The organism is Cedecea sp. FDAARGOS_727 (genome assembly GCF_012273235.1).
Taxonomy (GTDB): Bacteria; Pseudomonadota; Gammaproteobacteria; order Enterobacterales; family Enterobacteriaceae; genus Cedecea; species Cedecea davisae.
On sequence record NZ_CP050966.1, the window covers coordinates 4,074,027 to 4,097,850 of the forward strand.

The 23,824-nt window shown below is 55.6% G+C and carries 24 protein-coding genes and 1 pseudogene; 11 read left to right on the forward strand and 14 right to left on the reverse strand.

The features are described from left to right. Positions 1-4: 4 nt before the first annotated feature. The 6 genes from sapF to pspF all read right to left on the reverse strand — a co-directional run bounded on the left by sapF (position 5) and on the right by pspF (position 6,395). On the reverse strand, positions 5-811 hold the full coding sequence (gene sapF, locus FOC35_RS19190; RefSeq protein ID WP_016536667.1) for a putrescine export ABC transporter ATP-binding protein SapF: 807 nt from the start codon (positions 809-811) through the stop codon (positions 5-7). Next, the gene (sapD, locus tag FOC35_RS19195) at positions 811-1,803 is read right to left on the reverse strand and encodes a putrescine export ABC transporter ATP-binding protein SapD (RefSeq protein WP_016536666.1); all 993 of its coding nucleotides are present in this window, start codon (positions 1,801-1,803) and stop codon (positions 811-813) included. The genes sapF and sapD overlap by 1 nt, the downstream gene beginning before the upstream one ends. Continuing rightward, positions 1,803-2,693, reverse strand: a complete 891-nt coding sequence (gene sapC, locus FOC35_RS19200; protein WP_016536665.1) for a putrescine export ABC transporter permease SapC — start codon at positions 2,691-2,693, stop codon at positions 1,803-1,805. Before sapC ends, sapD begins: the two co-directional genes overlap by 1 nt. Further along, complete coding sequence (sapB, locus tag FOC35_RS19205) at positions 2,680-3,645, reverse strand: putrescine export ABC transporter permease SapB (protein WP_016536664.1); 966 nt, start codon at positions 3,643-3,645, stop codon at positions 2,680-2,682. The genes sapC and sapB overlap by 14 nt, the downstream gene beginning before the upstream one ends. Further along, positions 3,645-5,282 (reverse strand): ABC transporter substrate-binding protein SapA, encoded by a 1,638-nt coding sequence (gene sapA, locus FOC35_RS19210; protein WP_016536663.1) that lies wholly within the window; start codon positions 5,280-5,282, stop codon positions 3,645-3,647. The genes sapB and sapA overlap by 1 nt, the downstream gene beginning before the upstream one ends. 114 nt (positions 5,283-5,396) lie before the next feature. Next, complete coding sequence (gene pspF, locus FOC35_RS19215; protein ID WP_016536662.1) at positions 5,397-6,395, reverse strand: phage shock protein operon transcriptional activator; 999 nt, start codon at positions 6,393-6,395, stop codon at positions 5,397-5,399. A gap of 172 nt (positions 6,396-6,567) precedes the next feature. Here pspF and pspA point away from each other — a divergent pair, with 172 nt between their 5' ends. The 7 genes from pspA (at position 6,568) to tyrR (ending at position 12,522) form a co-directional block, all read left to right on the forward strand. Continuing rightward, positions 6,568-7,236 (forward strand): phage shock protein PspA, encoded by a 669-nt coding sequence (pspA, locus tag FOC35_RS19220; protein ID WP_016536661.1) that lies wholly within the window; start codon positions 6,568-6,570, stop codon positions 7,234-7,236. A 62-nt stretch (positions 7,237-7,298) separates the two neighbouring features. Next, positions 7,299-7,523 carry an envelope stress response membrane protein PspB gene (gene pspB / locus FOC35_RS19225; RefSeq protein ID WP_172569842.1) on the forward strand — a complete coding sequence of 75 codons (225 nt, stop codon included), beginning with the start codon at positions 7,299-7,301 and terminating at the stop codon, positions 7,521-7,523. Beyond that, the gene (pspC, locus tag FOC35_RS19230; protein ID WP_016536659.1) at positions 7,523-7,882 is read left to right on the forward strand and encodes an envelope stress response membrane protein PspC; all 360 of its coding nucleotides are present in this window, start codon (positions 7,523-7,525) and stop codon (positions 7,880-7,882) included. Before pspB ends, pspC begins: the two co-directional genes overlap by 1 nt. A 41-nt stretch (positions 7,883-7,923) precedes the next feature. Next, positions 7,924-8,157 carry a phage shock protein PspD gene (pspD, locus tag FOC35_RS19235; RefSeq protein WP_016536658.1) on the forward strand — a complete coding sequence of 78 codons (234 nt, stop codon included), beginning with the start codon at positions 7,924-7,926 and terminating at the stop codon, positions 8,155-8,157. Between the two features lie 114 nt (positions 8,158-8,271). Further along, positions 8,272-9,669: a YcjX family protein gene (locus tag FOC35_RS19240; protein ID WP_172569843.1), complete on the forward strand. Its 1,398-nt coding sequence runs from the start codon at positions 8,272-8,274 to the stop codon at positions 9,667-9,669. After that, entirely contained in the window at positions 9,666-10,733 is a 1,068-nt protein-coding gene (locus FOC35_RS19245; protein ID WP_172569844.1) for a YcjF family protein, read from the forward strand. The genes FOC35_RS19240 and FOC35_RS19245 overlap by 4 nt, the downstream gene beginning before the upstream one ends. A 226-nt stretch (positions 10,734-10,959) precedes the next feature. Further along, on the forward strand, positions 10,960-12,522 hold the full coding sequence (gene tyrR / locus FOC35_RS19250; protein WP_172569845.1) for a transcriptional regulator TyrR: 1,563 nt from the start codon (positions 10,960-10,962) through the stop codon (positions 12,520-12,522). Between the two features lie 51 nt (positions 12,523-12,573). Here the strand turns inward: tyrR and tpx are convergent, their stop codons facing one another. Beyond that, on the reverse strand, positions 12,574-13,080 hold the full coding sequence (tpx, locus tag FOC35_RS19255) for a thiol peroxidase (RefSeq protein WP_016536654.1): 507 nt from the start codon (positions 13,078-13,080) through the stop codon (positions 12,574-12,576). A gap of 138 nt (positions 13,081-13,218) precedes the next feature. Here tpx and ycjG point away from each other — a divergent pair, with 138 nt between their 5' ends. Continuing rightward, positions 13,219-14,184, forward strand: a complete 966-nt coding sequence (gene ycjG, locus FOC35_RS19260; RefSeq protein WP_172569846.1) for an L-Ala-D/L-Glu epimerase — start codon at positions 13,219-13,221, stop codon at positions 14,182-14,184. On the opposite strand, the gene mpaA is transcribed toward ycjG, so the two are convergent. Then, positions 14,185-14,892 (reverse strand): murein tripeptide amidase MpaA, encoded by a 708-nt coding sequence (gene mpaA, locus FOC35_RS19265; protein WP_172569847.1) that lies wholly within the window; start codon positions 14,890-14,892, stop codon positions 14,185-14,187. Positions 14,893-15,058: 166 nt separating this feature from the next. Here mpaA and FOC35_RS19270 point away from each other — a divergent pair, with 166 nt between their 5' ends. From FOC35_RS19270 to zntB, 3 genes are all read left to right on the forward strand, one after another. Beyond that, positions 15,059-16,678, forward strand: a complete 1,620-nt coding sequence (locus FOC35_RS19270; protein ID WP_016536651.1) for an ABC transporter substrate-binding protein — start codon at positions 15,059-15,061, stop codon at positions 16,676-16,678. 71 nt (positions 16,679-16,749) lie between these two features. Then, positions 16,750-17,016: a DksA/TraR family C4-type zinc finger protein gene (locus FOC35_RS19275; protein WP_016536650.1), complete on the forward strand. Its 267-nt coding sequence runs from the start codon at positions 16,750-16,752 to the stop codon at positions 17,014-17,016. A 168-nt stretch (positions 17,017-17,184) separates the two neighbouring features. After that, positions 17,185-18,168, forward strand: a complete 984-nt coding sequence (zntB, locus tag FOC35_RS19280; protein ID WP_016536649.1) for a zinc transporter ZntB — start codon at positions 17,185-17,187, stop codon at positions 18,166-18,168. Positions 18,169-18,629: 461 nt separating this feature from the next. On the opposite strand, the gene ttcA is transcribed toward zntB, so the two are convergent. The 6 genes and pseudogenes from ttcA to FOC35_RS19310 form a co-directional block, all read right to left on the reverse strand. Then, positions 18,630-19,565: a tRNA 2-thiocytidine(32) synthetase TtcA gene (gene ttcA / locus FOC35_RS19285; protein WP_016536646.1), complete on the reverse strand. Its 936-nt coding sequence runs from the start codon at positions 19,563-19,565 to the stop codon at positions 18,630-18,632. Positions 19,566-19,614: 49 nt separating this feature from the next. Next, positions 19,615-20,177, reverse strand: a pseudogene (locus FOC35_RS22960) (tyrosine-type recombinase/integrase); the annotation flags it as partial. A gap of 34 nt (positions 20,178-20,211) precedes the next feature. Further along, positions 20,212-20,541, reverse strand: coding sequence for a type II toxin-antitoxin system RelE/ParE family toxin (locus tag FOC35_RS19295; protein WP_172569848.1), 330 nt, complete (start codon positions 20,539-20,541; stop codon positions 20,212-20,214). 29 nt (positions 20,542-20,570) lie between these two features. After that, the gene (locus FOC35_RS19300) at positions 20,571-20,798 is read right to left on the reverse strand and encodes a type II toxin-antitoxin system Phd/YefM family antitoxin (protein ID WP_172569849.1); all 228 of its coding nucleotides are present in this window, start codon (positions 20,796-20,798) and stop codon (positions 20,571-20,573) included. Positions 20,799-21,183: 385 nt separating this feature from the next. Further along, positions 21,184-21,582, reverse strand: coding sequence for an ACT domain-containing protein (locus FOC35_RS19305; protein WP_172569850.1), 399 nt, complete (start codon positions 21,580-21,582; stop codon positions 21,184-21,186). Between the two features lie 139 nt (positions 21,583-21,721). Then, entirely contained in the window at positions 21,722-23,758 is a 2,037-nt protein-coding gene (locus FOC35_RS19310) for a prolyl oligopeptidase family protein (RefSeq protein WP_172569851.1), read from the reverse strand. Positions 23,759-23,824 lie beyond the last annotated feature (66 nt).

Here is a 23,824-nt window from a genome sequence, read left to right on the forward strand (position 1 = left end):
GGGTTTAACGATCTTTACGCCAGGCGTCAGCGGTTAAAGCCTCGCCAAAGTGGCTGGCAATCAGCCGCTTAGTCAGTTCATGAAGCGGGGAGGCCAGTACATCGGCGGTGCTTCCGCGCTCGACCACTTCACCTTGATGCATCACCATTACCTGGTCGCTGATGTGTTTCATCATGCCAATGTGCTGCGTGACGTAAATATAAGATATTCCTTGTTTTTCCTGTAATTCCAGCATCAGGTTGATCAGCTGGGAGCGCATCGACATATCCAGCGAAGCCAGCGCCTCGTCGGCGATAATCACCTTCGGGCGCAGGATCAGCGCGCGGGCCAGACCCAGGCGCTGTTTTTGCCCTGGCGCCAGCATATGCGGATAGTAACTGGCGTGATCGGGCAGCAGCCCAACCATTCGCAGGGTTTCCAGAATGCGCTTTTGCCGCAGCTCCGGCTCCAGCTCGGTATTCAGGCGCAGCGGAAAGTCCAGTATCTGAGAGATACGCTGGCGCGGGTTAAGCGAGGTGCTGGGGTCCTGAAATATCATGCGTATACGCTGACTGCGCCAGGAGTAATCGCCGTAATGCAGCGGATGATCGTCAATCACCAGTTCGCCGGTGGTCGGCTCTATCATTCCGGCCAGCATTTTCGCCAGCGTGGACTTACCGGAACCGTTCTCGCCGATAATGGCCAGCGTCTGCTTCTCGCGCAGCGTAAAGTTGAGCGGCTTTACCGCCTCAACATGCTGACGCCGGAACAGGCCGGTGCGGTAGCGAAACGTCTTACTTAAATTGCGGACTTCCAGCAGCGTTTCGACCATTACTGACTCTCCATATTCAGCGGGAAATGACAGGCATACAGATGATTTTTCACTCCTTCAAGCCGCGGCGCTTCAATACATTTGCGCTGGGCGTAAGGGCAGCGCGGGCCAAGGCGGCAGCCCATCGGCAGTTGTTCCAGCAGTGGGATAGCGCCCGGCATAGTGTTCAGGCGGCTTTTATGCGGCATTGAGCTGCCAAAATCAGGGATAGCGCGGATCAGCGCCTGGGTATAAGGATGGTGCGGCGTCGTCACCAGATCTTCGCTGTTGGCGCTTTCTACCGTTTGCCCGCAGTACATCACGTTAATCTTGTCGGCCCACTGGCTGAGCATTTGCAGGTCGTGGCTGATAAGCAAAATCGTGGTGTTGTTGTTCTGGTTCAGCCGCGTCAGCAGGCGGAAAATCTGCGACTGCGTGGTCGGCTCCATGGCATTGGTCGGTTCGTCCGCAATCAACAGGCGCGGCTGGTTGGCAAGCGCGATGGCAATCATCACCTTCTGGCATTCGCCGTCCGTAAGCTCATACGGATAGCTACTCAGGGCGTCTTTATGGTCTTTGATCCCGACGCGGTGTAGCAGCTCGATGGCGCGGCGTTTACGCCAGCCAAAACGCTGCCACCAGCGGCCTTTATAAGTCCAGCCGGGGATATTTTGGGTAAGCTGACGGCCGATTTTTTCCGAAGGATCGAGACAGGACTGCGGCTCCTGGAAAATCATCGATACGTTATGGCCCACCAGCCTGCGGCGTTCGCGGGAGGAGAGGCGCAGCAAGTCGATGTCGTCGAAGCGCATGCGGTCGGCGGTTACGCGCCAGTTGTCTTTGGTCACGCCGCAAATCGCTTTGGCTATCAGGCTTTTGCCCGAGCCGGACTCACCGACCAGGCCACGAATCTCGCCTTCCGTCAGCGTCATGCTGACGCGATCTACCGCTTTCACCCAGCCTTCTGAAGTCATGAACTCGATGGTCAAATTACGGATATCAAGTAATGGCATTATTGCACCCCCGCATTAATTGCGCGGCGCAAGCCGTCGCCCAGCAGGTTGATAAGCAGTACGCTTATCATAATGGCCGCGCCGGGCAGCATCACCGTCCAGGGCGCAACATAAATCAGCTCCAGCGCATCCCCGAGCATCGAGCCCCATTCAGGCGAGGGCAGTTGTGCGCCGAGATCGAGAAAGCCGAGGGCGGCAATATCGAGAATCGCCATAGAGAGCGCGCGCGTAATTTCCGTCACCAGCGTTGCGGTGATGTTCGGCATTATCGCAAACCATAAAATATTGAGCGTAGAAGCGCCGTCGAGGCGGGCGGCCACCACGTACTCTTTCTCCAGTTCGTCATGCACCGCGCTGTACACCGAGCGCACCATACGCGGCAGCAGGGCCAGCCAGACGGCAAACATCGCGTGGCTGAGGCTTGGGCCAGCGAAGGCCACCACGATAATCGCCAGCAGCAGCGAAGGAATAGAAAGCAGGGTGTCGAGAATATGGTTGAGCGCCGCAGAGCGCAGCCCGTGAGTCGCCCCGGCAATCACGCCGAGCACGATGCCGAAAAGCGTAGCGGCCAGCGTGACCATAAAAGCGCCGCCGACGGTCGGTGCCGCACCGCTTAGCAGACGGCTAAGCACATCGCGACCAAGATCATCGGTGCCGAGGAAAAACGAAACCTCTCCATAGCGCGACCATGAAGGCGGCAGCAGCTGATAGCCGAGGAATTGCTGATCGATTTGATAAGGTGCGAACAGGCCGCCGAACAGACACAGCAGCACCAGGCCGCCGCAGCCGTAAAGGCCAATCATCGCGGTAGTATCACCATAGAATTTACGCCACGTCAGGCGCAGCGTACTGGGCGGCCGCTTCTCGCGGTAGACGCTATCGTAAGGCATACCATTCCTTATGCTTCAGTGGGTTGGCCATAGCGCCCAGAATGTCGGAAATCACGTTAACAATAATCACCAGCGAGCCGATTACCATCACCCCGGCTGAAATCGCCGAATAGTCCTGCTGGCGAATGGCGTTGATCAGCCAGCGGCCAAGGCCCGGCCAGCTAAACACCACTTCGGTGATCATCGCCAGCGTCAGCATGGTTGAAAATTGCAGGCCAAGACGCGGAATAACAGGCGGCAATGCATTATGCAAAACGTGGCGATGCAGAATAGTAAAGCGAGAGAGCCCGCGCGTGGCGGCAGCTTTCACATAGTTCTGGTCGAACACTTCAATTGTGCTCAGGCGCATCAGGCGAATGACTTCGGTGGTCGGCGCCACGGCCAGCACCGCGACCGGGAGCACCATATGGCGTATAGCGCTGACGATCATTTCGCTGCGGTAAGGGGAGTCGGAGAGCCAGGCATCCACTAACGCAAAACCGGTGACGGATTTCACCTCGTACAGCAGGTCAAAACGCCCGGAAACAGGGAACCAGCCGAGCGTCAGGGAGAAGAACAGCGTCAGCAGCAGCGCCAGCCAGAATACGGGGATGGAGAAGCCCACCAGCGCCAGGGCGCTGATCAGTTTATCCTGCCATTTATTGCGCATGACGCCGGCCAGCATTCCCACCGGAATGCCGATCAGCAGCGCGAAGCCAAAGGCCAGAATGCACAGTTCCATGGTGGCCGGGAACACGTCTCGCAGCTGCTCGTTAATCGACTGGCCGTTAATACTTGAGACGCCAAAATCCCAGTGCAGCAGGCTCTCGCACCAGAATACCCAGGCATTCCACAGCGAGGCACCCTGTAGCGGTGCGTGAGGGGTAAAGTAGTTGAGGCTAAAGCCGACCAGCGCCAGGAAAACCAGGGTGATCAGCAGCAATAGCAGGCGGCGTAAGGTAAAAATTATCATTATTTTTTCACCTCAACATTTTCCCGCGACACCCCGGCAAAAGAAGCATTGCCGAACGGGCTAAGCACCAGACCCTTCATGTCATAGCGGTAAGCCTGAAGGCGCAGGGATGAAGCAAGCGGCAGTACCGGCAGCTCCTCGGAGAGAATATCCTGTGCTTCGTTGTAGGCTTCGATGCGGGCGGCCAGCTGCTGTGATGCGAGGGCTTTTTGCAGCACGCTGTCGAAGTGCGGATTACACCAGCGGGCGTAGTTAGTCTGGGAGCCAATAGCGGCGCAGCTCAGCATCGGGCGGAAGAAGCTGTCCGGGTCGTTACTGTCCGTGGCCCAGCCGGCCAGGGTCAGGTCGTGGTTCATATCCATCAGCCTGGCCTCCTGGAAGCGGCCTTCCATCGGGACGATAATCACTTTTACCCCAATTTGCGCCATATCGGCCTGAATCAACTCTGCGGTCTTAAGCGGGCTTGGGTTCCAGGCCTGGGAACTGGTCGGCACCCACAGGCGCAGTTCAAGATTATTGACCCCCAGCGCCTGAAGCTGCTGGCGGGCTTTCGCCGGGTTGTACTCGGTAATTTTTGCGTCGTTGTCATAGGCCCATGAAGCACGCGGCAGAATAGAAGCCGCGGTTTCTGCCGTGCCGTAATAAATCGACTGCATCAGACGCTGGTTATTAATGGCCAGCGCCAGCGCGTGGCGAACGGCGGGATTGTTGAGCGGCGTTTTGTTGGTATTGAACGCCAGATAGGCAATGTTCATCCCGGGGCGGAGCGTCAGACGCAGGCGCGGATCGTCACGTAAAATAGTCAGCTGGCTTGCGGCAGGCCAGGCCAGCACGTCGCACTCGCCGGTCAGTAATTTGGACAGACGCCCCGTGCCGCCGGAGCCGAGGTCAACCACTACCTGCGGCATCAGCGGTACGCCGCGCCAGAAGTGCTGATTACGTGCAAGGCGAATGTATTGCCCGGCGCGATATTCGCTAAGCAGGAACGGGCCAGTGCCCACCGGCTGGCGATCCATCAACTCCTGGCGGTCGGCTTTGCTCAACTGCGCGGCGTATTCGGCGGACATTACGGACGCATAATGCGTCGCCAGGTGCCAGAGGAAGGAAGCATCTGGTTTGTTGAGACGAAACTCGACGGTGTTGTCATCCAGCTTGCGCACGCTTTTTACCGTTTCCGGGAATTGCAGGCTGTCGAAATAGGGATAACTACCGCCGTTAACGTTGTGCCACGGGTGGTTGCGGTCGAAGATGCGCTCGAAAGTGAACACCACATCGTCGGCGTCCAGCGGGCGAGTGGGTTTGAACCAGGCTGTTGTCTGGAACTGGACGTTGCGGCGCAGGTGGAAGCGGTAGGTTGCGCCGTTATCCAGCACTTCCCAGCTTTCCGCCAGCTCCGGCACCAGCCGGTAAGTATAAGGGTCTACGTCGAGCAGGCGGTCATAAAGCTGAGCTGCCAGCGTATCTACAGTCAGGCCGCCGCTGGTCATCTGCGGGTTAAAGGTGTTGACCTGCCCGTTGACGCAATAAACGAACCCGCTCCGGCGAATATCTGCCGGCTTTTCAGCAGGCGTTGCGGCACGCGCCGCGCCGCTCAGGCAGCATAAACCCAGTAACAGGGTGGAGAGCATTCCGCGCATAAGTTTTTGAGTTATCTCAGGTGATAGGCAAAGTGTATCGCACTCTTGCCTTGTCCCCAAAATTACTGGTGACGATCGGCAATTTTCTGCGCAGAGCGATGAAAAAATCGGCGCTTATGACGGCGTGGCCGGGTTTATCTGGTGCTTTTTCATCATCGCCCTCAGCTGATGATAACTCACGCCCAGCAGTTCTGCAGCACGGCGCTGGTTAAATGCCGCCTGCTTCAGGCTTTGTTCCAGCAGGCTTTTTTCCTGCTCATTTTGCCAGCCGCGTAGATCGAGCGGCAGCGCGGGCAGGCCGGAAGGGGGGCTCTTATCTGCCGGATGCAGGGGCGCGAGCCTGCGGGTAAAAGGATTCAGAATAATGTTATCCAGAGGCTCATCGCTCGAGCCATGTCGATAAACCGAGCGCTCCACTACATTCTTTAGCTCACGAATATTGCCGGGCCAGGCATAGTCGAGCAGCGTTTCGCTGGCATAGTCGGTAAAGCCGGGGAACAGCGGCAGGTTCAGCTCGCGGCACATTTGCATGGCGAAGTGGTTCGCCAGCAGCAGAATATCCGAGCGGCGCTCGCGCAGCGGAGGCAGCATCACCACGTCGAACGCCAGCCTGTCCAGCAGGTCGGCGCGGAATTTCCCCTCTTCGGCAAGCTGTGGCAGGTCGGCGTTGGTGGCACAAACCAGCCGGGTATTAACCTGTAGCGGCTGGCTGCCGCCGACGCGCTCAAGCTCGCCATATTCCACCACGCGCAGCAGTTTTTCCTGTACCAGCATGGGGGCGGTAGCCAGCTCATCAAGAAACAGCGTCCCGCCCTCGGCACGTTCAAAACGCCCCTGATGGCGTTTCTGGGCACCGGTAAACGCTCCGGCCTCGTGGCCAAACAACTCGCTGTCCAGCAGGTTTTCATTTAGCGCGGCGCAGTTGAGGGAAATAAACGGCCCCTGCCAGCGGCGGGACAGGAAGTGCAGGCGGCTGGCTATCAGTTCTTTACCCGTGCCGCGCTCGCCGATGACAAGAACCGGCTTGTCCAGCGGCGCGAGCCGGGAAACCTGCTCCATTACCTCGAGAAAGCTGTTGGCCTCGCCGATTAGGTTATCTTTGTTATCCGACATGGTTAAATTCACTAATAGTTAGTTAATTTAACCAATATAGCGGCTTTCTTTGATAGGTCAAATTTTATTAAATAGATTAAAATCAATGCATTAAAAAGTTGGCATGAACTCTGCAATATCCACTGCGAACAGAGTGCCTGGCACCTGAGATAATGACTAAGAGGATTGAATTATGGGTATTTTTTCTCGTTTTGCCGACATCGTGAACGCTAACATCAACTCGCTGCTGGAAAAAGCGGAAGACCCGCAGAAGCTGGTGCGTTTGATGATTCAGGAAATGGAAGACACGCTGGTGGAGGTTCGTTCCACTTCGGCCCGCGCGCTGGCCGAGAAGAAACAGCTCGCCCGCCGCGTAGAGCAGGCTGTGACCCAGCAGGCCGAATGGCAGGAAAAAGCCGAGCTGGCGCTGCGTAAAGATAAAGAAGACCTGGCGCGTGCCGCGTTGATTGAAAAACAGAAATTGACCGACCTGATTACCACGCTGGAAAATGAAGTGGTTCACGTTGATGAAACTCTGGCCCGCATGAAGAAAGAGATAGGCGAGCTGGAAAATAAACTCAGCGAAACCCGCGCCCGCCAGCAGGCATTGACCCTGCGCCACCAGGCGGCTTCTTCTTCACGCGATGTTCGTCGCCAGCTGGACAGCGGCAAGCTGGATGAAGCGATGGCGCGTTTCGAATCTTTCGAACGCCGTATAGACCAGATGGAATCCGAGGCGGAAAGCCACGGCTTCGGCAAGCAAAAATCGCTGGACTCGCAGTTTGCCGAACTGAAAGCGGATGATGAAATCAGCGCTCAGATCGCCGCGCTGAAAGCAAAAATGAACCAGGATAATCAATAATAATCCAGGCCGCGGCTGCGCATGGCGCGCCGCGAGTCGAGCCTGACCCGTAAGGAGTACACATGACCGCGCTTTTTCTTGCTATACCGCTGACCATCTTTGTGCTGTTCGTCGCGCCTATTTGGCTGTGGCTTCATTACAGCAATCGGCCCGATGGCACACAGCTTTCACAAAGTGAACAGCAACGACTGGCGCAGTTGACTGATGAGGCGCGGCAGATGCGGGAGCGCATTCAGTCTCTGGAGCAGATCCTCGATGCCGAACATCCGAACTGGAGAAATAACTAATGGTGAACTCATTTTCCGGTCGTAAGCTGTGGCGCATCCCTGAGAAAGGGATGGTAAAGGGCGTTTGCGCCGGTATTGCCCAGTACCTTGATGTGCCGGTCAAACTGGTCCGCGCCATCGCCATTTTGTCGATATTTTTTGGCCTGTCGTTCTTCGTGCTGGTGGCCTACATCGTGATGACGTTTGTTCTTGACCCGATGCCCTACGGCGCGGATGAGAAAAGCGACCAGCCTACCAGCCGCGACCTGCTAAACGCGGTGGATGCCGAACTGGCGGCGGGGGAGCAGAAGTTGCGTTCGATGGAGCGCTATATCACTTCTGATACCTTCACGCTGCGCAGCCGCTTCCGCCAGCTATAGTCCGAAACCGGGAGGGCGACCTCCCGCCGTTGTGAGGAGTTATGATGACTAAGTTTCAATCCGTTTCGCAAAAAGCAAAACCCGGCCTGCAACTGGCGGGGAAACTGGCCCTGCTGGCCGCGCTGCGGTTTGGCCCGGCCGGGTTTGCAGCATGGGCGATAAAATCCGTTGCCCGTCGTCCGCTAAAAATGGTGCTGGCCGTGGTGCTGGAGCCGCTGCTGACCCGCATTCTGCGTAACGTTTCCAACCGTTACGATCGCCGCATGGCAAAATAACCTCCCTCCCAACGGCGAGTTTTTTCGCCATAACGCTTTGATTCGTGGCAATCAGCCCTATTTGATATTATCAATGAAGGTTTTTCCCCCAGGCCTAAGGCAATCAGGACGCTTATGAACCGAATCAAAAATGAACTTAACGCCCTGGTTAACCGGGGCGTCGATCGTCATTTACGTCTCGCGGTAACCGGGCTTAGCCGCAGCGGCAAAACCGCTTTTATCACCGCAATGGTTAACCAACTGCTCGGTGTTCATACCAGCGCGAGGTTGCCGATGCTGAGCGCCGCGCGTGAAGAGCGGCTGCTTGGCGTAAAACGTGTGCCCCAGCGCGACCTCGGTATTCAGCGCTTTACCTACGATGAAGGGCTGGCGCAGCTGTACGGCACTCCTCCTGCATGGCCAACGCCGACGCGCGGCGTCAGCGAAATGCGCCTTGCGCTGCGCTATCGCTCCAACGATTCGCTGCTGCGCCATTTTAAAGACACTTCGACTCTGTACCTGGAAATTGTTGATTACCCGGGCGAGTGGCTGCTGGACCTGCCGATGTTGGCTCAGGATTACCTGAGCTGGTCGCGGCAGATGACCGGCCTGTTACAGGGCCAGCGTGCCGAATGGTCAGCCGAGTGGCGCCGCCTGTGCGAGGGGCTGGACCCGTTAGCGCCCGCCGATGAGAACCGCCTTGCTGCTATTGCAGAGGCGTGGACCGATTATCTTGTACGCTGCAAAAAAGAAGGGCTGCATTTTATTCAGCCGGGACGCTTTGTGCTGCCGGGCGACATGGCTGGTGCGCCCGCGCTGCAATTCTTCCCGTGGCCGGACGTGGACGGCTTCGGCGAGTCCAGACTGGCACAGGCGGATAAAGGCAGCAATCTCGGAATGCTGCGCGCACGTTTTGACTACTACTGCGAAAAAGTGGTCAAAGGTTTCTATAAAAATCATTTCCTGCGCTTTGACAGACAGATTGTCCTGGTCGATTGCCTTCAACCGCTTAACAGCGGCCCGCAGGCGTTCAATGATATGCGCCTTGCGTTGACTCAACTGATGCAGAGCTTCCACTACGGGCAGCGCACGTTGTTCCGCCGCCTGTTTTCCCCGGTTATCGACAAGCTGCTGTTTGCCGCGACTAAAGCCGACCACGTAACGGTTGACCAGCACGCGAACATGGTTTCGCTGCTCCAGCAACTGGTGCAGGACGCATGGCAGAACGCGGCTTTTGAAGGCATCAGCATGGACTGCATGGGGCTGGCTTCGGTGCAGGCCACGCAAAGTGGCATGGTGGAAGTGCAGGGTGAGCAAATTCCCGCCCTGCGCGGGAACCGCCTTAGCGACGGCGCACCTCTGACAGTTTACCCCGGCGAAGTCCCTTCGCGCCTGCCGGGTAACGCCTTCTGGCAAAGCCAGGGGTTTCAGTTTGAACAGTTCAGGCCGCAGGTTATGGATGTGGACAGGCCGCTGCCGCACATCCGTCTGGACGCGGCGCTGGAGTTTTTGATTGGAGATAAATTGCGATGAGCGATCCTATCAAACCGCGCATCGACTTTGCGCAGCCGCTTGAGGCGGTGAAGGAGCAGGACTGGAAGGCGGCTCATGCCTTTAGCGAGCCGGAGGCGGAAAAATTCACCCCGGTTGCCGCCACCTTTGATGAGCTGGCCGAAGACGAAGGGCAGGCCGAGGCGGCGGTTGAAGCCGCGCTAAGGCCAAAGCGCAGCCTGTGGCGAAAAATGGTCACGGCGGGCCTGGCGCTGTTCGGCGTTAGCGTCGTTGCTCAGGGGATCCAGTGGACGCACAACGCCTTTGTGGCGCAGGACTGGATTGCGCTCGGCGGCGGCGTTGCCGGGGGATTAATTGTCGCCGCCGGTGTGGGGTCGGTTGCCAGCGAATGGCGGCGGCTGTGGCGGTTGCGTCAGCGCGCTGAAGAGCGCGACGAAGCACGAGATCTGCTGGCAAGCCACGGCAGCGGTAAAGGGCGTGCATTTTGCGAGAAGCTGGCCGCTCAGGCCGGGCTGGATAAAGGCCACCCGGCGCTGCAACGCTGGTACGCTTCTATTCACGAAACCCATAACGATCGCGAAGTGGTCTCGCTGTATGCCCAGCTTGTGCAGCCGGTGCTGGACGCTCAGGCAAGGCGCGAAATCAGCCGGTCTGCCGCCGAGTCCACGCTAATGATAGCCGTCAGCCCGCTGGCGCTTGTCGATATGGCGTTTATCGCCTGGCGTAACCTGCGCCTGATCAACCGCATCGCCACGTTGTATGGCATCGAGCTTGGCTACTTCAGCCGGATTCGCCTGTTCCGCCTTGTGCTGCTGAACATCGCCTTCGCCGGGGCCAGCGAGCTGGTGCGGGAGGTCGGAATGGACTGGATGTCTCAGGATATTGCCGCCCGGCTCTCCGCCCGTGCCGCTCAGGGCATTGGTGCGGGGCTGCTAACCGCGCGCCTCGGCATTAAAGCGATGGAGCTTTGCCGCCCGCTCCCGTGGCTGGAGGGCGATAAGCCGAGGCTTGGGGACTTCCGTAAACAGCTGCTGGTACAGTTGAAAGAGACGCTGGCCTCGGGAAAAAACAAAGCGGCTCATTAAAACGAGTATCAGCGACAACAAAGGCGGCTGCGGCTGCCTTTTTTCATTTACAGCTTCGGGTAAAAATAATCTTCTCGTTGACCAGTGGTTTGCCTTTCAGTGTCAACTTTTCATGACAGGTATCTTCTTGCCGGGGACTAAGTGAGTTATCATTCTCACAACTCTATGAGAGCTCAGCCTCAGGCTGACGGACATAGGCCGTTTACTGCAAAATAAGGTCACCTGCATGCGTCTGGAAGTCTTTTGTCAGGACCGCCTTGGTCTCACACGCGAACTGCTCGATCTATTGGTACTGCGCGGTATCGATTTGCGCGGCATCGAAATTGACCCGATTGGGCGTATTTACCTTAATTTCTCCTCACTTGATTTTGAATCCTTCAGCAGCCTGATGGCTGAAATTCGCCGCATTCCCGACGTTACCGACGTGCGTAAAGTGCCGTGGATGCCGTCCGAGCGTGAGCACCGCGCCCTGAGCGCGCTGCTGGAAGCGCTGCCGGAACCAGTGCTTTCTCTGGATATGCGTAGCAAGGTTGAGCTTGCGAACCCGGCCAGCTGCACGCTGTTCGGGCAGAGTGAAGACCGCCTGCGCAATCACAATGCCGGGACGCTTATCAACGGCTTTAACTTTACCCGCTGGCTGGAAAGCGAGCCTCGCGACTCGCATACCGAACATGTTGTGATCCACGGGCAAAACTTCCTGATGGAAATCACGCCGGTTCACCTGGACGGGGAAGATAAACAGCCTCTGCTGGTGGGCGCGGTAGTGATGCTGCGTTCCACGGTGCGCATGGGTCGCCAGCTGCAAAATCTTTCCAGCAGCGATTTCAGCGCCTTCGACCAGATTGTTGCCGTTAGTCCTAAAATGCGGCAGGTGGTTGAGCAGGCTCGTAAACTGGCGCTGCTGAACGCGCCGTTGCTGATTGTTGGCGATACCGGCACAGGCAAAGATTTGCTGGCTAATGCCTGCCATCTCAGCAGCCAGCGCGCACAGAAACCTTATCTGGCGCTGAACTGCGGCTCAATTCCTGATGATGTGATTGAAAGCGAGCTGTTCGGCCACGCGGCGGGTGCTTACGCGAACGCCGTCGAAGGCAAAAAAGGCTTCTTCGAGCAGGCCAACGGCGGCTCCGTATTGCTGGATGAAATCGGCGAGATGTCGCCGAGGATGCAGACCAAACTGCTGCGCTTCCTGAATGACGGAACCTTCCGCCGCGTAGGCGAGGAGCACGAAGTCCACGTCGATGTGCGAGTGATTTGCGCCACGCAGAAGAACCTGGTTGAGCTGGTGCAAAAAGGCGAGTTCCGTGAAGATCTCTATTATCGCCTGAATGTGCTGACGCTGAATCTGCCGCCGCTGCGCGATCGTCCGCAGGACATCATGCCGCTGACCGAACTGTTTGTTGCCCGCTTTGCCGACGAACAGGGTGTTCCGCGTCCTAAACTGGCGCATGATCTGAGCAGCGTGCTTACTCGCTACGGCTGGCCGGGCAACGTGCGCCAGCTGAAAAACGCCATTTATCGCGCGCTGACCCAGTTGGAAGGCTACGAACTGCGCCCGCAAGACATCCTGCTGCCGGACTTCGATACCGCAAGCCTGGCGGTGGGCGAGGAGGCGATGGAAGGTTCGCTGGATGATATCACCAGCCGCTTCGAGCGCTCGGTGCTGACCCAGCTTTATCGCAGCTATCCAAGTACCCGCAAACTGGCAAAACGCCTTGGGGTTTCCCATACCGCGATAGCCAATAAGCTGCGCGAATATGGCCTGAGCCATAAGAAAAGCGAAGAGTAGAAAAAGAAAACCCCGGCTCGCCGGGGTTTTTTGTCTGTAGCGCTTACAATATTAAGCCTTCAGAGCTTCCAGAGCCGCGGTATAGTCCGGCTCGTTGGTGATTTCATTCACCAGCTCGCTGAATACCACTTCATCTTTCTCATCCAGAACCACTACCGCGCGTGCGGTCAGGCCTTTCAGAGCGCCTTCGGCGATGCTCACGCCGTAGGCCTGCTGGAACTCAGGGTTGCGCAGGGTGGAAAGCGTAATAACGTTGTTCAAACCTTCTGCGCCGCAGAAACGAGACTGGGCGAACGGCAGGTCGGCAGAGATACACAGTACCACGGTGTTATCCAGCTCGGTTGCCAGTTGGTTAAATTTACGCACGGATGCGGCACAGACGCCGGTGTCGATGCTCGGGAAAATATTCAGCACCTTACGTTTGCCGGCAAACTGGCTCAGCGCAACATCAGAAAGGTCTTTAGCGACCAAAGAGAACGCTGCTGCTTTGCTGCCTGCCTGCGGGAGCTGACCTGCAACCTTCACCGGGTTGCCCTGGAAATGAACGGTTTGTGACATGTTTAATCTTCCTTTTACATAAAATTAACGCCCGGGACAGTGTATTCCATGAATTCCGTGATGAACATAAAAAACTGATACTCCTGATAAAAGCCATGGCTCGCTATACTCAGGTGATAAGCCCAAAGGGAGACAATGATGAGAACAGTGAAAGTTTACCAGGAAGCATGGCCGCTCCATACGCCATTTGTTATCTCCAGGGGGACGCGCAGCGAAGCGGTTGTCGTGGTCGTTGAGCTTGAAGAAGACGGAGTAAAAGGCGTTGGTGAATGCACGCCTTACCCCCGCTATGGCGAAAGCGATGCCTCCGTGCTGGCGCAAATTACCACCGTTTTAGCCGAGCTTGAACGCGGGATGACGCGTGCCGGACTACAAGAGGCTTTACCGCCCGGAGCCGCCCGCAACGCTATCGACAGTGCGCTTTGGGATCTCGAAGCTCGACAGAAACACACAACGATCTCCGGCCTGGCCGCGGTTGAGCTGCCGGAAATGCTCACCACCGCGCAAACCGTCACTATTGCCGCTCCCGAACAGATGGCGGCATCCGCCGCGCTTTTGTGGGAAAAGGGCGCTCGCTTGCTAAAGGTGAAGCTGGACGACCGGCTGATTACCGAGCGAATGGTCGCTATAAGAGCGGCGGTGCCTGAGGCCATTTTAATTGTTGATGCCAATGAGTCCTGGCGCGGTGACGGGCTAGCCGCTCGCTGCCAGTTGCTTGCCGACCTTAACGTCGCGATGCTGGAGCAGCCGCTGCCTGCGGGGCAGGACGAGGCGCTGGCAAACTTTATCCATCCGCTGCCGGTATGCGCCGACGAAAGCTGCCACACCCGCAGCAGCCTGGCAACCCTTGCGGGGCGCTATGAAATGGTGAATATCAAACTGGATAAAACCGGCGGCCTGACAGAAGCGCTCCTGCTGGCTAAAGCCGCGCGGGAGCAAGGGTTTGACGTGATGCTCGGCTGTATGCTTTGCACTTCACGCGCGATAGCCGCCGCCTTGCCGCTGGCGGCTAAAGTACGCTTTGCAGACCTGGATGGCCCGACCTGGCTTGCCGTTGACGTCGAGCCGGGGTTGAATTTTGTAACCGGCAAGCTTTATCCGTAGCTATTTACGCCAGTGAAGCAGGCCGATCATCGCCTGGAGATAGCGCTCGCTGGCCTCATCCGCTGAAATTGGTGGGAACTCTGCGGTAATACAGGGCAGGTTTAAATCCGCACACCAACTGCCAAAAGAACCCGGCGTTTCGTAACCCACGCTGGTGACCAGCGGCAGGGTGAAAGCCTCCGCCATCCAGTGACCAAGAGCAGAGCTGTGCGGGTCCTCAATACAGCCCAGGGGATCGTGGAAAGAGACAATCCATGCGGGCTGTAGCCGGTGAATTAATTGGCACAGGGCGGCGGTTTCAGGCTCGGAACCGGGCGTTTTGCCGGTTGAAAGCACTACATCCCGCAGTTCTGCACTGCTGTTCCAGCGGTAGACCGTTTCGCCTGCCTTCCAATTTGCAGAAGGGAAATTACGATTAAGATCGACGCCGTGGGCGTTGGCGCGCAGCCCCAGCTGGCAGCCATCCGGGTTAACGGCGAGAATCACATGATGGCGGCGAAATTGCGGCTCAAGCGTACGCAGCGCGCAGGAAAGTGCAACCATCGCAGCGTTTTCGTCGCCGTGCGTACCGGCAATAATCAGCCCACTGGGCTCGTCGGTAACGGCGGCAGGAAACCAGAGCAGCGGGGCGCCTAAAGCGGATTTTCCGTAGCGTTCACAGCCCGGGGGCAGATGTCCACGCTGGGGACGAGGGCGGGTCGTGGGCATGATGTTCCTCTGCTAAACAGGAAGGTTTTAACATTATTAATAGCAATGTTTTCAGCAAAACTCACCTTAAACCATAGATGTGAGCATCTTCCTGGCAACAGAATAATAAATTGCGCTACAGTAACTTACATTAATCTCCTGATTGCAAAAACACGGAAGGATAACGATGAAAAAAAGCGTCAGTTTAAGCTATTGTGCGGTGGCCGTTGCCTGCATGCTGCAAAGCGCGTGGGCGGCGGACGTTCCGGCCGGAACCCAGTTAGCTGCCCATCAGGAGCTGGTCAGGCATATTAAAGACGAACCCGCGAGCCTTGATCCGATAAAAGCGGTCGGTTTGCCCGAAATCCAGGTTATACGTGACCTTTTTGAAGGTTTGGTTAACCAGAATGAAAAGGGAGAGCTGGTGCCGGGCGTTGCTACCAAATGGCAGAGCAACGATAACCGCATCTGGACCTTTACGCTGCGGGACAACGCGCGCTGGTCCGACGGGACGCCGGTGACGGCGCAGGACTTCGTCTACAGCTGGCAGCGCCTGGTTGATCCAAAAAATACTTCATCATTTGCCTGGTTCGCCACGCTGGCGGGCATCACTAATTCACAGGCAATTATCGACGGTAAAATGCCTGCGGATAAGCTCGGGGTTACTGCCGTTGATGCTAAAACGTTGCGCGTCCAGCTTGATAAACCGGTACCGTTTTTCCCGAGCCTGACGGCCAACTTTGCTTTCTACCCAACGCCAAAAGCGGCGGTTGAGAAATTTGGCGGGGAGTGGACTAAGCCCGGAAATCTGGTGGGTAATGGCGCGTTCACGTTGCAGGACCGGGTGGTCAACGAGAAGCTGGTGGTTGTACCGAACAAAAACTACTGGGATAACGGCAAAACGGTGCTGACCAAAGTCACCTTTATTCCGATTAACCAGGAGTCGGCGGCCACTAAACGCTACCAGGCCGGGGATATCGATATCACCGAATCCTTCCCGAAAAACCTCTATCAGAAGCTGCTGAAGGATATTCCTGGCCAGGTTTACACGCCGCCGCAGCTTGGCACTTATTACTATGCTTTTAACACCCAAAAAGGGCCGACGGCTGATTCGCGCGTTCGCCTGGCGCTGAGCATGACAATCGACCGCCGCCTGATGGCGGAAAAAGTATTGGGAACCGGTGAAAAACCGGCGTGGCGCTTTACCCCGGACGTGACCGCCGGATTTACCCCCGAGCCTTCACCGTTTGAAACCATGAGCCAGCAGGAGCTGAACGCCCAGGCGAAGATGCTGCTGCGTGCCGCGGGCTACGGCGAGTCCAGACCGCTGAAGCTGACGCTGCTGTACAACACCTCTGAAAACCACCAGAAGATCGCCATCGCCGTCGCCTCAATGTGGAAGAAGAACCTCGGCGTAGACGTGAAGCTGCAAAACCAGGAGTGGAAAACCTATATCGACAGCCGCAATACCGGCAACTTCGACGTGATCCGCGCTTCGTGGGTGGGTGACTACAACGAACCTTCTACTTTCCTCTCGCTGCTCACGGCCACCCACAGCGGTAATATTTCGCGTTTTAACTCCCCGGCTTATGACAAACTTCTGGCTCAGGCTGCTCTGGAAACCACCGATAAAGCGCGTAATAGAGACTATAACGAAGCGGAAAAAATCATTCAGGAAAAAGCCCCGATCGCGCCAATCTATCAGTACACCAATGGCCGCCTGATCAAGCCTTGGCTGAAAGGCTATCCGATAGATAACCCTGAGGATGTCGCCTATAGTCGGACGATGTACATTATTAAGCACTAGTCCTGGCTAAAATTCGTACGCTGAAAGTGTTATAATCCTCTCATCAGGTTAGCGATTGCGGAGGTGAGAATATGGCATCAGGTTGGGCCAGCGACGACGCCGTTCAGGAGCAAATCGACAGCACCATAGACGATGCTGTAGCCAGAGCGCGCAGCGAACTGCCAAAGGGAGAAAGCCTTGCACACTGCGAAGAGTGCGGGGAGAGCATCCCGGAGGCAAGGCGAAAAGCGATTCAGGGCGTGCGGTTGTGCGTTAAATGCCAGCAGGTGGAAGATGCCCACCGGGCAACGTTTTCAGGCTATAACCGCCGCGGCTCTAAAGACAGCCAGCTACGCTAATAAAACCGGGCACCCACCCGGTTTTTTCTGCACGAAACAATACTCCGCTTAAGCTTTGTTTACTCTTTTTCCTGCGAATTCAGAACGTTTGACCCGCGCTATCTGTTGCCTTAGCTCCAGAGATGGCTAGACTGTCAGAAAGAACAGACTCAGTTTGAGGATTGCGCAGTGGATGTAATTAAAGGCAGCGAACTGCATGTACCGGACGCGGTTTTCGCCTGGCAACTTGATGGTAAAGGCGGCGTCAAGCCGCTTGATAATAATGAGATTATCGACAGCGAGCACCCCTGCTGGCTGCATCTGAATTATACCAATGCCGATAGCGCCGACTGGCTGGCCAATACGCCGCTGCTGCCTAATTATGTTCGCGATGCGCTGGCGGGCGAGAGTATGCGCCCGCGCGTATCAAGAGTGGGTGACGGCACGCTGATTACGCTGCGCTGTATAAACGGCAGCACGGATGAGCGTCCGGACCAGCTGGTTGCCGTGCGTTTGTACATCGACGAGCGCCTGATTGTTTCCACCCGCCGCCGCCAGGTTCTGGCGCTTGACGACGTGGTTAACGATCTCAACGAAGGCACAGGACCAACGGACTGTGGAAGCTGGCTGGTGGATGCCTGCGACGCCCTGACAGACCACGCGAGCGAATTTATCGAGCAGATGCACGACAAAATCATCGATCTTGAAGATAACCTTCTCGATCAGCAAGTTCCGCCTCGCGGCACGCTGGCGCTGCTGCGTAAACAGCTAATTGTGATGCGCCGCTATATGTCACCCCAGCGTGACGTTTATGCCCGGCTTTCCAGCGAACGCCTGAGCTGGATGAGCGACGACCAGCGCCGCCGCATGCAGGATATTGCCGACAGGCTGGGCAGGGGGCTTGATGAGATTGATTCCTGCATTGCACGTACCGGGGTAATGACGGACGAAATATCCCAGGTGATGCAGGAGTCGATGAACCGCAGGACTTACACCATGTCGCTGATGGCGATGGTGTTTTTGCCAAGCACCTTTTTAACCGGGCTGTTTGGGGTCAACCTCGGCGGCATTCCCGGCGGCGGCTGGGCGTTCGGCTTCAGCCTGTTCTGTATAATGTTGGTAGTTCTTATCGGCGGTGTTGCCTGGTGGTTGCATCGCAGTAAATGGTTATAAATTTGCGCGATTTTAGCGAGGAAATGGCCTGAAAACGGCGCTGTTATTGAGCGAAATCAAGAAACAAAAAGCGCCACAAAGGCAAACTCTCTCTCGCAGGTGAATGCAACGTCAAGCGATGGGCGTTGCGCTCCATATTGTCTTACTTCCTTTTTTAGAATTACTGCATAGCACAATTGATTCGTACGATGCCGACTTTATTAGTCGGCTTTTTTTTGCCTGCGATTTGTCGGCTATGCTTTAAAGGGTGATTCACTGACCCAGGAGATGACGATGCTGTATCGCAACAGCCTGACAATGAGCGACCCGGCGTTCCCGAACGAACCCATCCCGGTACCCGACCCCATTCCCAGACCTCAGCCGCTACCCGACCCGCCGACCGAACCCGATCCGCATCCGATAATCGACCCGCCTGCGCATCACTGAAGTTTTCCCTCTCCGGGCGGAGAGGGAATGAAAGGTTATTTGATTTCCAGAATATCCAGGCGTTGCAGAGAGGTTTCTGCTCCGTCTTCTTCCGGCTGCCAGCCAACGGGCTGCATCGGCAGCTCTTCGCGGTCGAACGCCAGATCGCCGCCGTTAACCACTTCAGAACCGTGAGTGATACCAACGAAGTCGAATAGCTCCGTATCGCACAGGTGCGATGGCACCACGTTTTGCATAGCGCTGAACATGGTTTCGATTCGACCCGGATAACGCTTATCCCAGTCACGCAGCATATCGGCAATAACCTGACGCTGCAGGTTTGGCTGCGAGCCGCAGAGATTGCATGGAATAATCGGATATTCACGCGCGATAGCAAAACGCTCGATATCTTTCTCGCGGCAGTAGGCCAGCGGGCGAATAACGATGTGTTTGCCGTCGTCGCTCATCAGCTTCGGCGGCATGCCTTTCATTTTTCCGCCGTAGAACATGTTCAGGAACAGCGTTTGCAGAATGTCATCGCGATGGTGGCCAAGGGCGATTTTGGTGCAGCCCAGCTCGGTTGCCGTGCGGTACAGAATACCCCGGCGCAGGCGCGAGCAAAGTGAGCAGGTGGTCTTGCCTTCCGGGATCTTCTCTTTAACGATGCCGTAGGTGTTCTCTTCGACAATTTTGTACTCAACGCCGATGCTTTCCAGATACTGCGGCAGAACGTGCTCAGGGAAGCCCGGTTGTTTCTGGTCGAGGTTCACCGCTACCAGGCTGAAGCTGATAGGCGCGCTCTTTTGCAGACTGGTGAGGATCTCCAGCATGGTATAGCTGTCTTTGCCGCCGGAAAGGCAGACCATAATGCGGTCGCCGTCTTCAATCATGTTGTAATCGGCAATCGCTTCGCCCACGTTGCGGCGCAGGCGTTTCTGTAACTTGTTCAGGTTGTACTGTTCTTTCTTTGTAGCTTGCTGATTTTCTTGCATTATTTACTGTCTCTGAAACCAAAAGGGGCATATAAGGGGCAAAGTTTTTTCAAAGTGCCAGCCTGCCGTTAAGCATATTCACCTGATCACCGCTCAGTTCTTCAATCCACGTAGCGTAGACCTCATAAACCATTTGCGCGTTTTCATGCCCCATTTGATTCGCAATAAAAGAGGGGTTCGCACCGGCCGATAACAGCCAGCATGCGTAAGTGTGGCGTGTATGGTACGGATTACGGCGGCGAATTCCAGCACGTTTTACAGCTGCGTTCCACCTGGCGCCGATACTGGTGACAGAATAATAAGGTTTTTGCTCCCCTTTACGCATTCGCGGCATAAAAACGAAGTGCAAAAACTGTGTTTCGGTAGTTCAGGATGTCACTGTAGCGGATTGTGGTCGCCGGAGTGCTTTTGTTGGTCACATACTTCAGCGTTTCGATTTGCGACACGGTTTTTCTGAGGGTGTTGGCCGCCAGTTCGGTCTCTTTTATCGAGAGCCAGAGGTCGCACAATTCTCCCAGTGTTTTTACCGATATGGTCGTGACGATTTTTGAGATTTTTTTGAAGGGGAAAACGGCTTTGATAATTGAACTCACCCAGATTGATTTCACTGATGTGATAATGAAAAATCCCGCCGAAGCGGGATTTTTCATGCTTGAATAAGGCGTTTGAATAGCAGTTGTTTAACATCCTGACGTTGCGATAAAACCGCATGCGCTGTTACTGTCGAGCCGTCAGTTGAATACAGCACTCGGTAGCCATCTGAGGTATTGCATTCGCGGTACTTTGAAACACCAAGATTAACCAGCTCCGGGCATACCTGGCAACCGAGAGGGAACGCAGTTACTTTCCTTTCAAACTCATCCAAAATACTCGCTATTACTCCCCTTGGCTCTACCCCTGCATTGCGAAGAAAAACCGCAATATGATCAATACAGGTTTTTACCGTGAGCGTGTATTCGATGCTGACTTGTTGCATGACATGATCCTTTTATCAGCGCTCCCCTATCAAATGCCATCCAGCAACTGCTCTCTCGATAACAGTCTGCCTTCGGCTTTGTCCTTCTCCGAAAGCGTAAGCAGTTTCAAAAGAGCAATGGCATTCTCGCGCTCTTGCACCTGGTCATAAGACTCGATGACATAAGCAGGAACGCCATTTTGCGTTACCAGTATCGGTTCGGACAGATTAAGAGAAGCAGCGTTCTTTTTTATGAAGCTAATAGTCTCAACTTTCATAATGTTATTCCCGGATTCATGTTCGGTCTTAATTTAGTCTTTTTATGGTTCAATGGCAACACCGGAGTTTATTGAATCGCACAAGGAGTCCTGAGGTTTAGACGTGAAAATTGGGGGGGGAAAAGGTATGGATTGAGTAAGTTAGCGGAGGCTGGCGGAGGAGTGGCAGGATTCTAACTAGTTAATATTTTATTTAATTTCAGTATGTTGGGTGAATTACTGTGTCATATTCGGATTTTTAGCTGGTAATGAAAGTCTCTGGCTCTGAATCCAACACGCGAGGTGTGTAATGCTGGCGTGTATGGTACGGATTGCGGCACCAAATGCCAGCAGGATTTACAGCGGGGCCGGCAATACCGAGGCTTTCTACCAACTGCAGGGGGCGTTATGCGGCTGACGAAAGTGAAGACAGCGTGGTAAGAGCAGAGGCCGTGTCTTCGCAGGCGACGAAAATATGGTCGTGGTAATAGCCCGCGACCACGTTACAGCTGATCCCTTTATTCGCAAGCACGCGGGAAAAGGCGGCAGTGAGGCCAACGGCTGCAAGGGAAGAGTGGATTTTCAGGGTTATCCAGCTGGCGACATAGTCATAGCGCAAAGCATGTTGACCGGCCACGTCTTCAGGAAGAACCAGCGTGACGCCTTCGGCTTCCCGAATGATGACGATAGCCGCGTCTTTAATTTCTGCAGAAGGGACTGCCAGCGTGCAAAACACATACCGGCCGGGGTTAAGTTCCGGGGATGCGTTTTTAAGCAGGATTTCGAGGTTATTCTCACCAGCCATTTTTCTTTCTCCGTCGAGGGGGTTAAGACGCCGATTAAATAGCGTTTGGCTGATAAATAAAAATTAAAAGATATGCTAATCCATTAGCATATCTAATAGTCTTGCAGTTAGCGCCAGCAGGCAGCCTTACCTTGGGCGCTTAGCGCCCGGTCAACATCTGCCACAAAAACTCTTCAACCATTGCCTGGTGAAAAGCCCGTTGGCTATTCTCCGGCGCGCTGCCGTGGCCCGCTTCAGTTTCCTCGTACAGCCAGACATCCTCGTGACCCTGCTGCTGCATACGCGCCACCATTTTGCGTGCATGCGCCGGGCTTACTCGGTCGTCCTGCGTACCGGTGGTAAATAGCGTCGGCGGGTACTGTTTTTCGGCACTAACTTTGTCAAACGGAGAGTAATTCAGCAGCCACTGACGCTCTTCGGCGATCTCCGGGTCGCCATACTCGGCAATCCACGAAGCGCCCGCCAGCCAGCGATGGTAGTTGAGCATGTCCAGCAGCGGGACTTCGCACACCAGAGCACCAAACAGCTCGGGGTAGTCGGTCAGCATATTGCCAATCAACAGTCCGCCGTTGCTGCCGCCCTGAGCCGCCAGACTTGCCGGGTTAGTGACTTTACGAGCGATTAAATCATCAGCAACGGCCGCAAAATCTTCATAGGCTCGGTGGCGATGTTGCTTTAAGGCGGCCTGGTGCCAGGCTGGCCCGTATTCACCGCCGCCACGAATATTGGCGACAACGTAAACGCCGCCTTTTTGCAGCCAGGTAGCGCCTTTGGGGCCTAAATAATCGGGCGTTAATGAAACCTCGAACCCGCCGTAGCCGTACAGCAGCGTTGGGTTATCGCCTGAAAGTGCCAGATCTTTGGCCGCTATCTGAAAATAGGGGACGCGCGCGCCGTCCGGCGACAGGGTAAAGTGCTGGGTGACTTCAAACTCACGTCCCTCAAAACAGGCCGGGTCTTGTTTTACAAGGGCAAGAGAGTCGTCGTCCAGATCCCCATAACTGAGGCTGTAAGGTTGAAGGAAACCGTGGCTGACCATCAGGTAGCGGTTGCTTTCGCGATCAATACCGCCGGCCGAAACGTTAGTAAAATCAGGCAGAGCCAGGATCTTCAAGCTTTGCGGCTGACCACCCTCAATTTTCATGATTTCGACTTTTTCTACCGCATCCTGAGTGAGGTTAAGCAGGAGATAATCGCGGGTCGTGCTGAAACCCAGCAGGCTGGTTCGGGAGTTTGGCGTGAACAGAGTAATGAATTCACGCCCGCCACGCTGGAAGGTCGCGAAATCAATAGCCAGTAAAGATCCGGCGGGCCAAGTTTTATCCTGAATAAGCCAGTCTGAGTTCAGCGTGAGCAGCAGCCAGTCTTTAAAGAACCGGCATGAAGCATCATCCGGGATGTCGATTAGCGCCAGTTCGTTCTGGCCGCTCAGTAGCCAGGTCTTACCGTGGTAAAAATCCTGGCGACAGTACACCAGGTCTCTTTCAAAGCCTGGCGTAGCGTCGTGCCAGGCTGAAACCATCATATCCGTTGCTTCACCGGCGTAAATCAGCCCGGCCTGCTGCGGTGAGGTTCCCCGAATCCAGCGGTAAACGCAGCGTGGATAGCCTGAGGTGGTGAGCGTGTCGCCGCCCGCGTCCAGCGCCAGCAGCAGCGTATTTTCATCAAGCCAGCTTACCGAGCTTTTACTTTCCGGCAGATAGAAACCGTCGCGGATAAAGACTTTATTCACCAGATCGAATTCACGAATCTCGCAGGCATCGCCGCCGCTTGATAAGAAGACCAGCGCCCGCGAATAATCCGGGAAGAGCAGGTCCGCGCCGTGGTAGCTCCAGTTTTTGCCTTCTACATCATTCAGGCGGTCGATATCCAGTAGCGTTTCCCATTCCGGGTTTGGCGTCCGGTACGAGGTTTCTGTGGTGCGTCGCCAGATGCCGCGAGGGTGTTCGTCATCCTGCCTGAAGTTGTAGACCATCTCGCGGTAATGACTCCCCCACGGGATATTCGTTTTGTCGTCCAGCGCCTGCAAAATAGCGTGCTGCATTTTCTCGAAACGCTCACCACGGGCGAATATTTCCGTCGTGCGTTGATTCTGTTTTGCCACCCAGCTTAGCGCTGCCTCGTCGTGCGGCGCTTCCAGCTTGCTGAGTAAATCCTCAATCTCTGACTGTTTCATCACGAGTCCTTTTGTAGAGTACCTGTTCCGCAGTTGAACATATCATTATGCTCATTTTCAGTACAC

What these genes read in the sequence shown, in the direction of transcription:
- FOC35_RS19300 (WP_172569849.1), bottom strand. Translation starts at nt 20,798, where the DNA reads ATGAAAGTTGAGACTATTAGCTTCATAAAAAAGAACGCTGCTTCTCTT.
- FOC35_RS19310 (WP_172569851.1), bottom strand. Translation starts at nt 23,758, where the DNA reads ATGAAACAGTCAGAGATTGAGGATTTACTCAGCAAGCTGGAAGCGCCG.
- ttcA (WP_016536646.1), bottom strand. Translation starts at nt 19,565, where the DNA reads ATGCAAGAAAATCAGCAAGCTACAAAGAAAGAACAGTACAACCTGAAC.
- FOC35_RS19240 (WP_172569843.1), top strand. Translation starts at nt 8,272, where the DNA reads ATGAACCGAATCAAAAATGAACTTAACGCCCTGGTTAACCGGGGCGTC.
- tyrR (WP_172569845.1), top strand. Translation starts at nt 10,960, where the DNA reads ATGCGTCTGGAAGTCTTTTGTCAGGACCGCCTTGGTCTCACACGCGAA.
- pspB (WP_172569842.1), top strand. Translation starts at nt 7,299, where the DNA reads ATGACCGCGCTTTTTCTTGCTATACCGCTGACCATCTTTGTGCTGTTC.
- FOC35_RS19295 (WP_172569848.1), bottom strand. Translation starts at nt 20,541, where the DNA reads ATGCAACAAGTCAGCATCGAATACACGCTCACGGTAAAAACCTGTATT.
- FOC35_RS19305 (WP_172569850.1), bottom strand. Translation starts at nt 21,582, where the DNA reads ATGGCTGGTGAGAATAACCTCGAAATCCTGCTTAAAAACGCATCCCCG.
- pspC (WP_016536659.1), top strand. Translation starts at nt 7,523, where the DNA reads ATGGTGAACTCATTTTCCGGTCGTAAGCTGTGGCGCATCCCTGAGAAA.
- tpx (WP_016536654.1), bottom strand. Translation starts at nt 13,080, where the DNA reads ATGTCACAAACCGTTCATTTCCAGGGCAACCCGGTGAAGGTTGCAGGT.
- sapD (WP_016536666.1), bottom strand. Translation starts at nt 1,803, where the DNA reads ATGCCATTACTTGATATCCGTAATTTGACCATCGAGTTCATGACTTCA.
- sapB (WP_016536664.1), bottom strand. Translation starts at nt 3,645, where the DNA reads ATGATAATTTTTACCTTACGCCGCCTGCTATTGCTGCTGATCACCCTG.
- pspF (WP_016536662.1), bottom strand. Translation starts at nt 6,395, where the DNA reads ATGTCGGATAACAAAGATAACCTAATCGGCGAGGCCAACAGCTTTCTC.
- FOC35_RS19245 (WP_172569844.1), top strand. Translation starts at nt 9,666, where the DNA reads ATGAGCGATCCTATCAAACCGCGCATCGACTTTGCGCAGCCGCTTGAG.
- mpaA (WP_172569847.1), bottom strand. Translation starts at nt 14,892, where the DNA reads ATGCCCACGACCCGCCCTCGTCCCCAGCGTGGACATCTGCCCCCGGGC.
- FOC35_RS19270 (WP_016536651.1), top strand. Translation starts at nt 15,059, where the DNA reads ATGAAAAAAAGCGTCAGTTTAAGCTATTGTGCGGTGGCCGTTGCCTGC.
- pspD (WP_016536658.1), top strand. Translation starts at nt 7,924, where the DNA reads ATGATGACTAAGTTTCAATCCGTTTCGCAAAAAGCAAAACCCGGCCTG.
- pspA (WP_016536661.1), top strand. Translation starts at nt 6,568, where the DNA reads ATGGGTATTTTTTCTCGTTTTGCCGACATCGTGAACGCTAACATCAAC.
- sapF (WP_016536667.1), bottom strand. Translation starts at nt 811, where the DNA reads ATGGTCGAAACGCTGCTGGAAGTCCGCAATTTAAGTAAGACGTTTCGC.
- FOC35_RS19275 (WP_016536650.1), top strand. Translation starts at nt 16,750, where the DNA reads ATGGCATCAGGTTGGGCCAGCGACGACGCCGTTCAGGAGCAAATCGAC.
- sapA (WP_016536663.1), bottom strand. Translation starts at nt 5,282, where the DNA reads ATGCGCGGAATGCTCTCCACCCTGTTACTGGGTTTATGCTGCCTGAGC.
- ycjG (WP_172569846.1), top strand. Translation starts at nt 13,219, where the DNA reads ATGAGAACAGTGAAAGTTTACCAGGAAGCATGGCCGCTCCATACGCCA.
- sapC (WP_016536665.1), bottom strand. Translation starts at nt 2,693, where the DNA reads ATGCCTTACGATAGCGTCTACCGCGAGAAGCGGCCGCCCAGTACGCTG.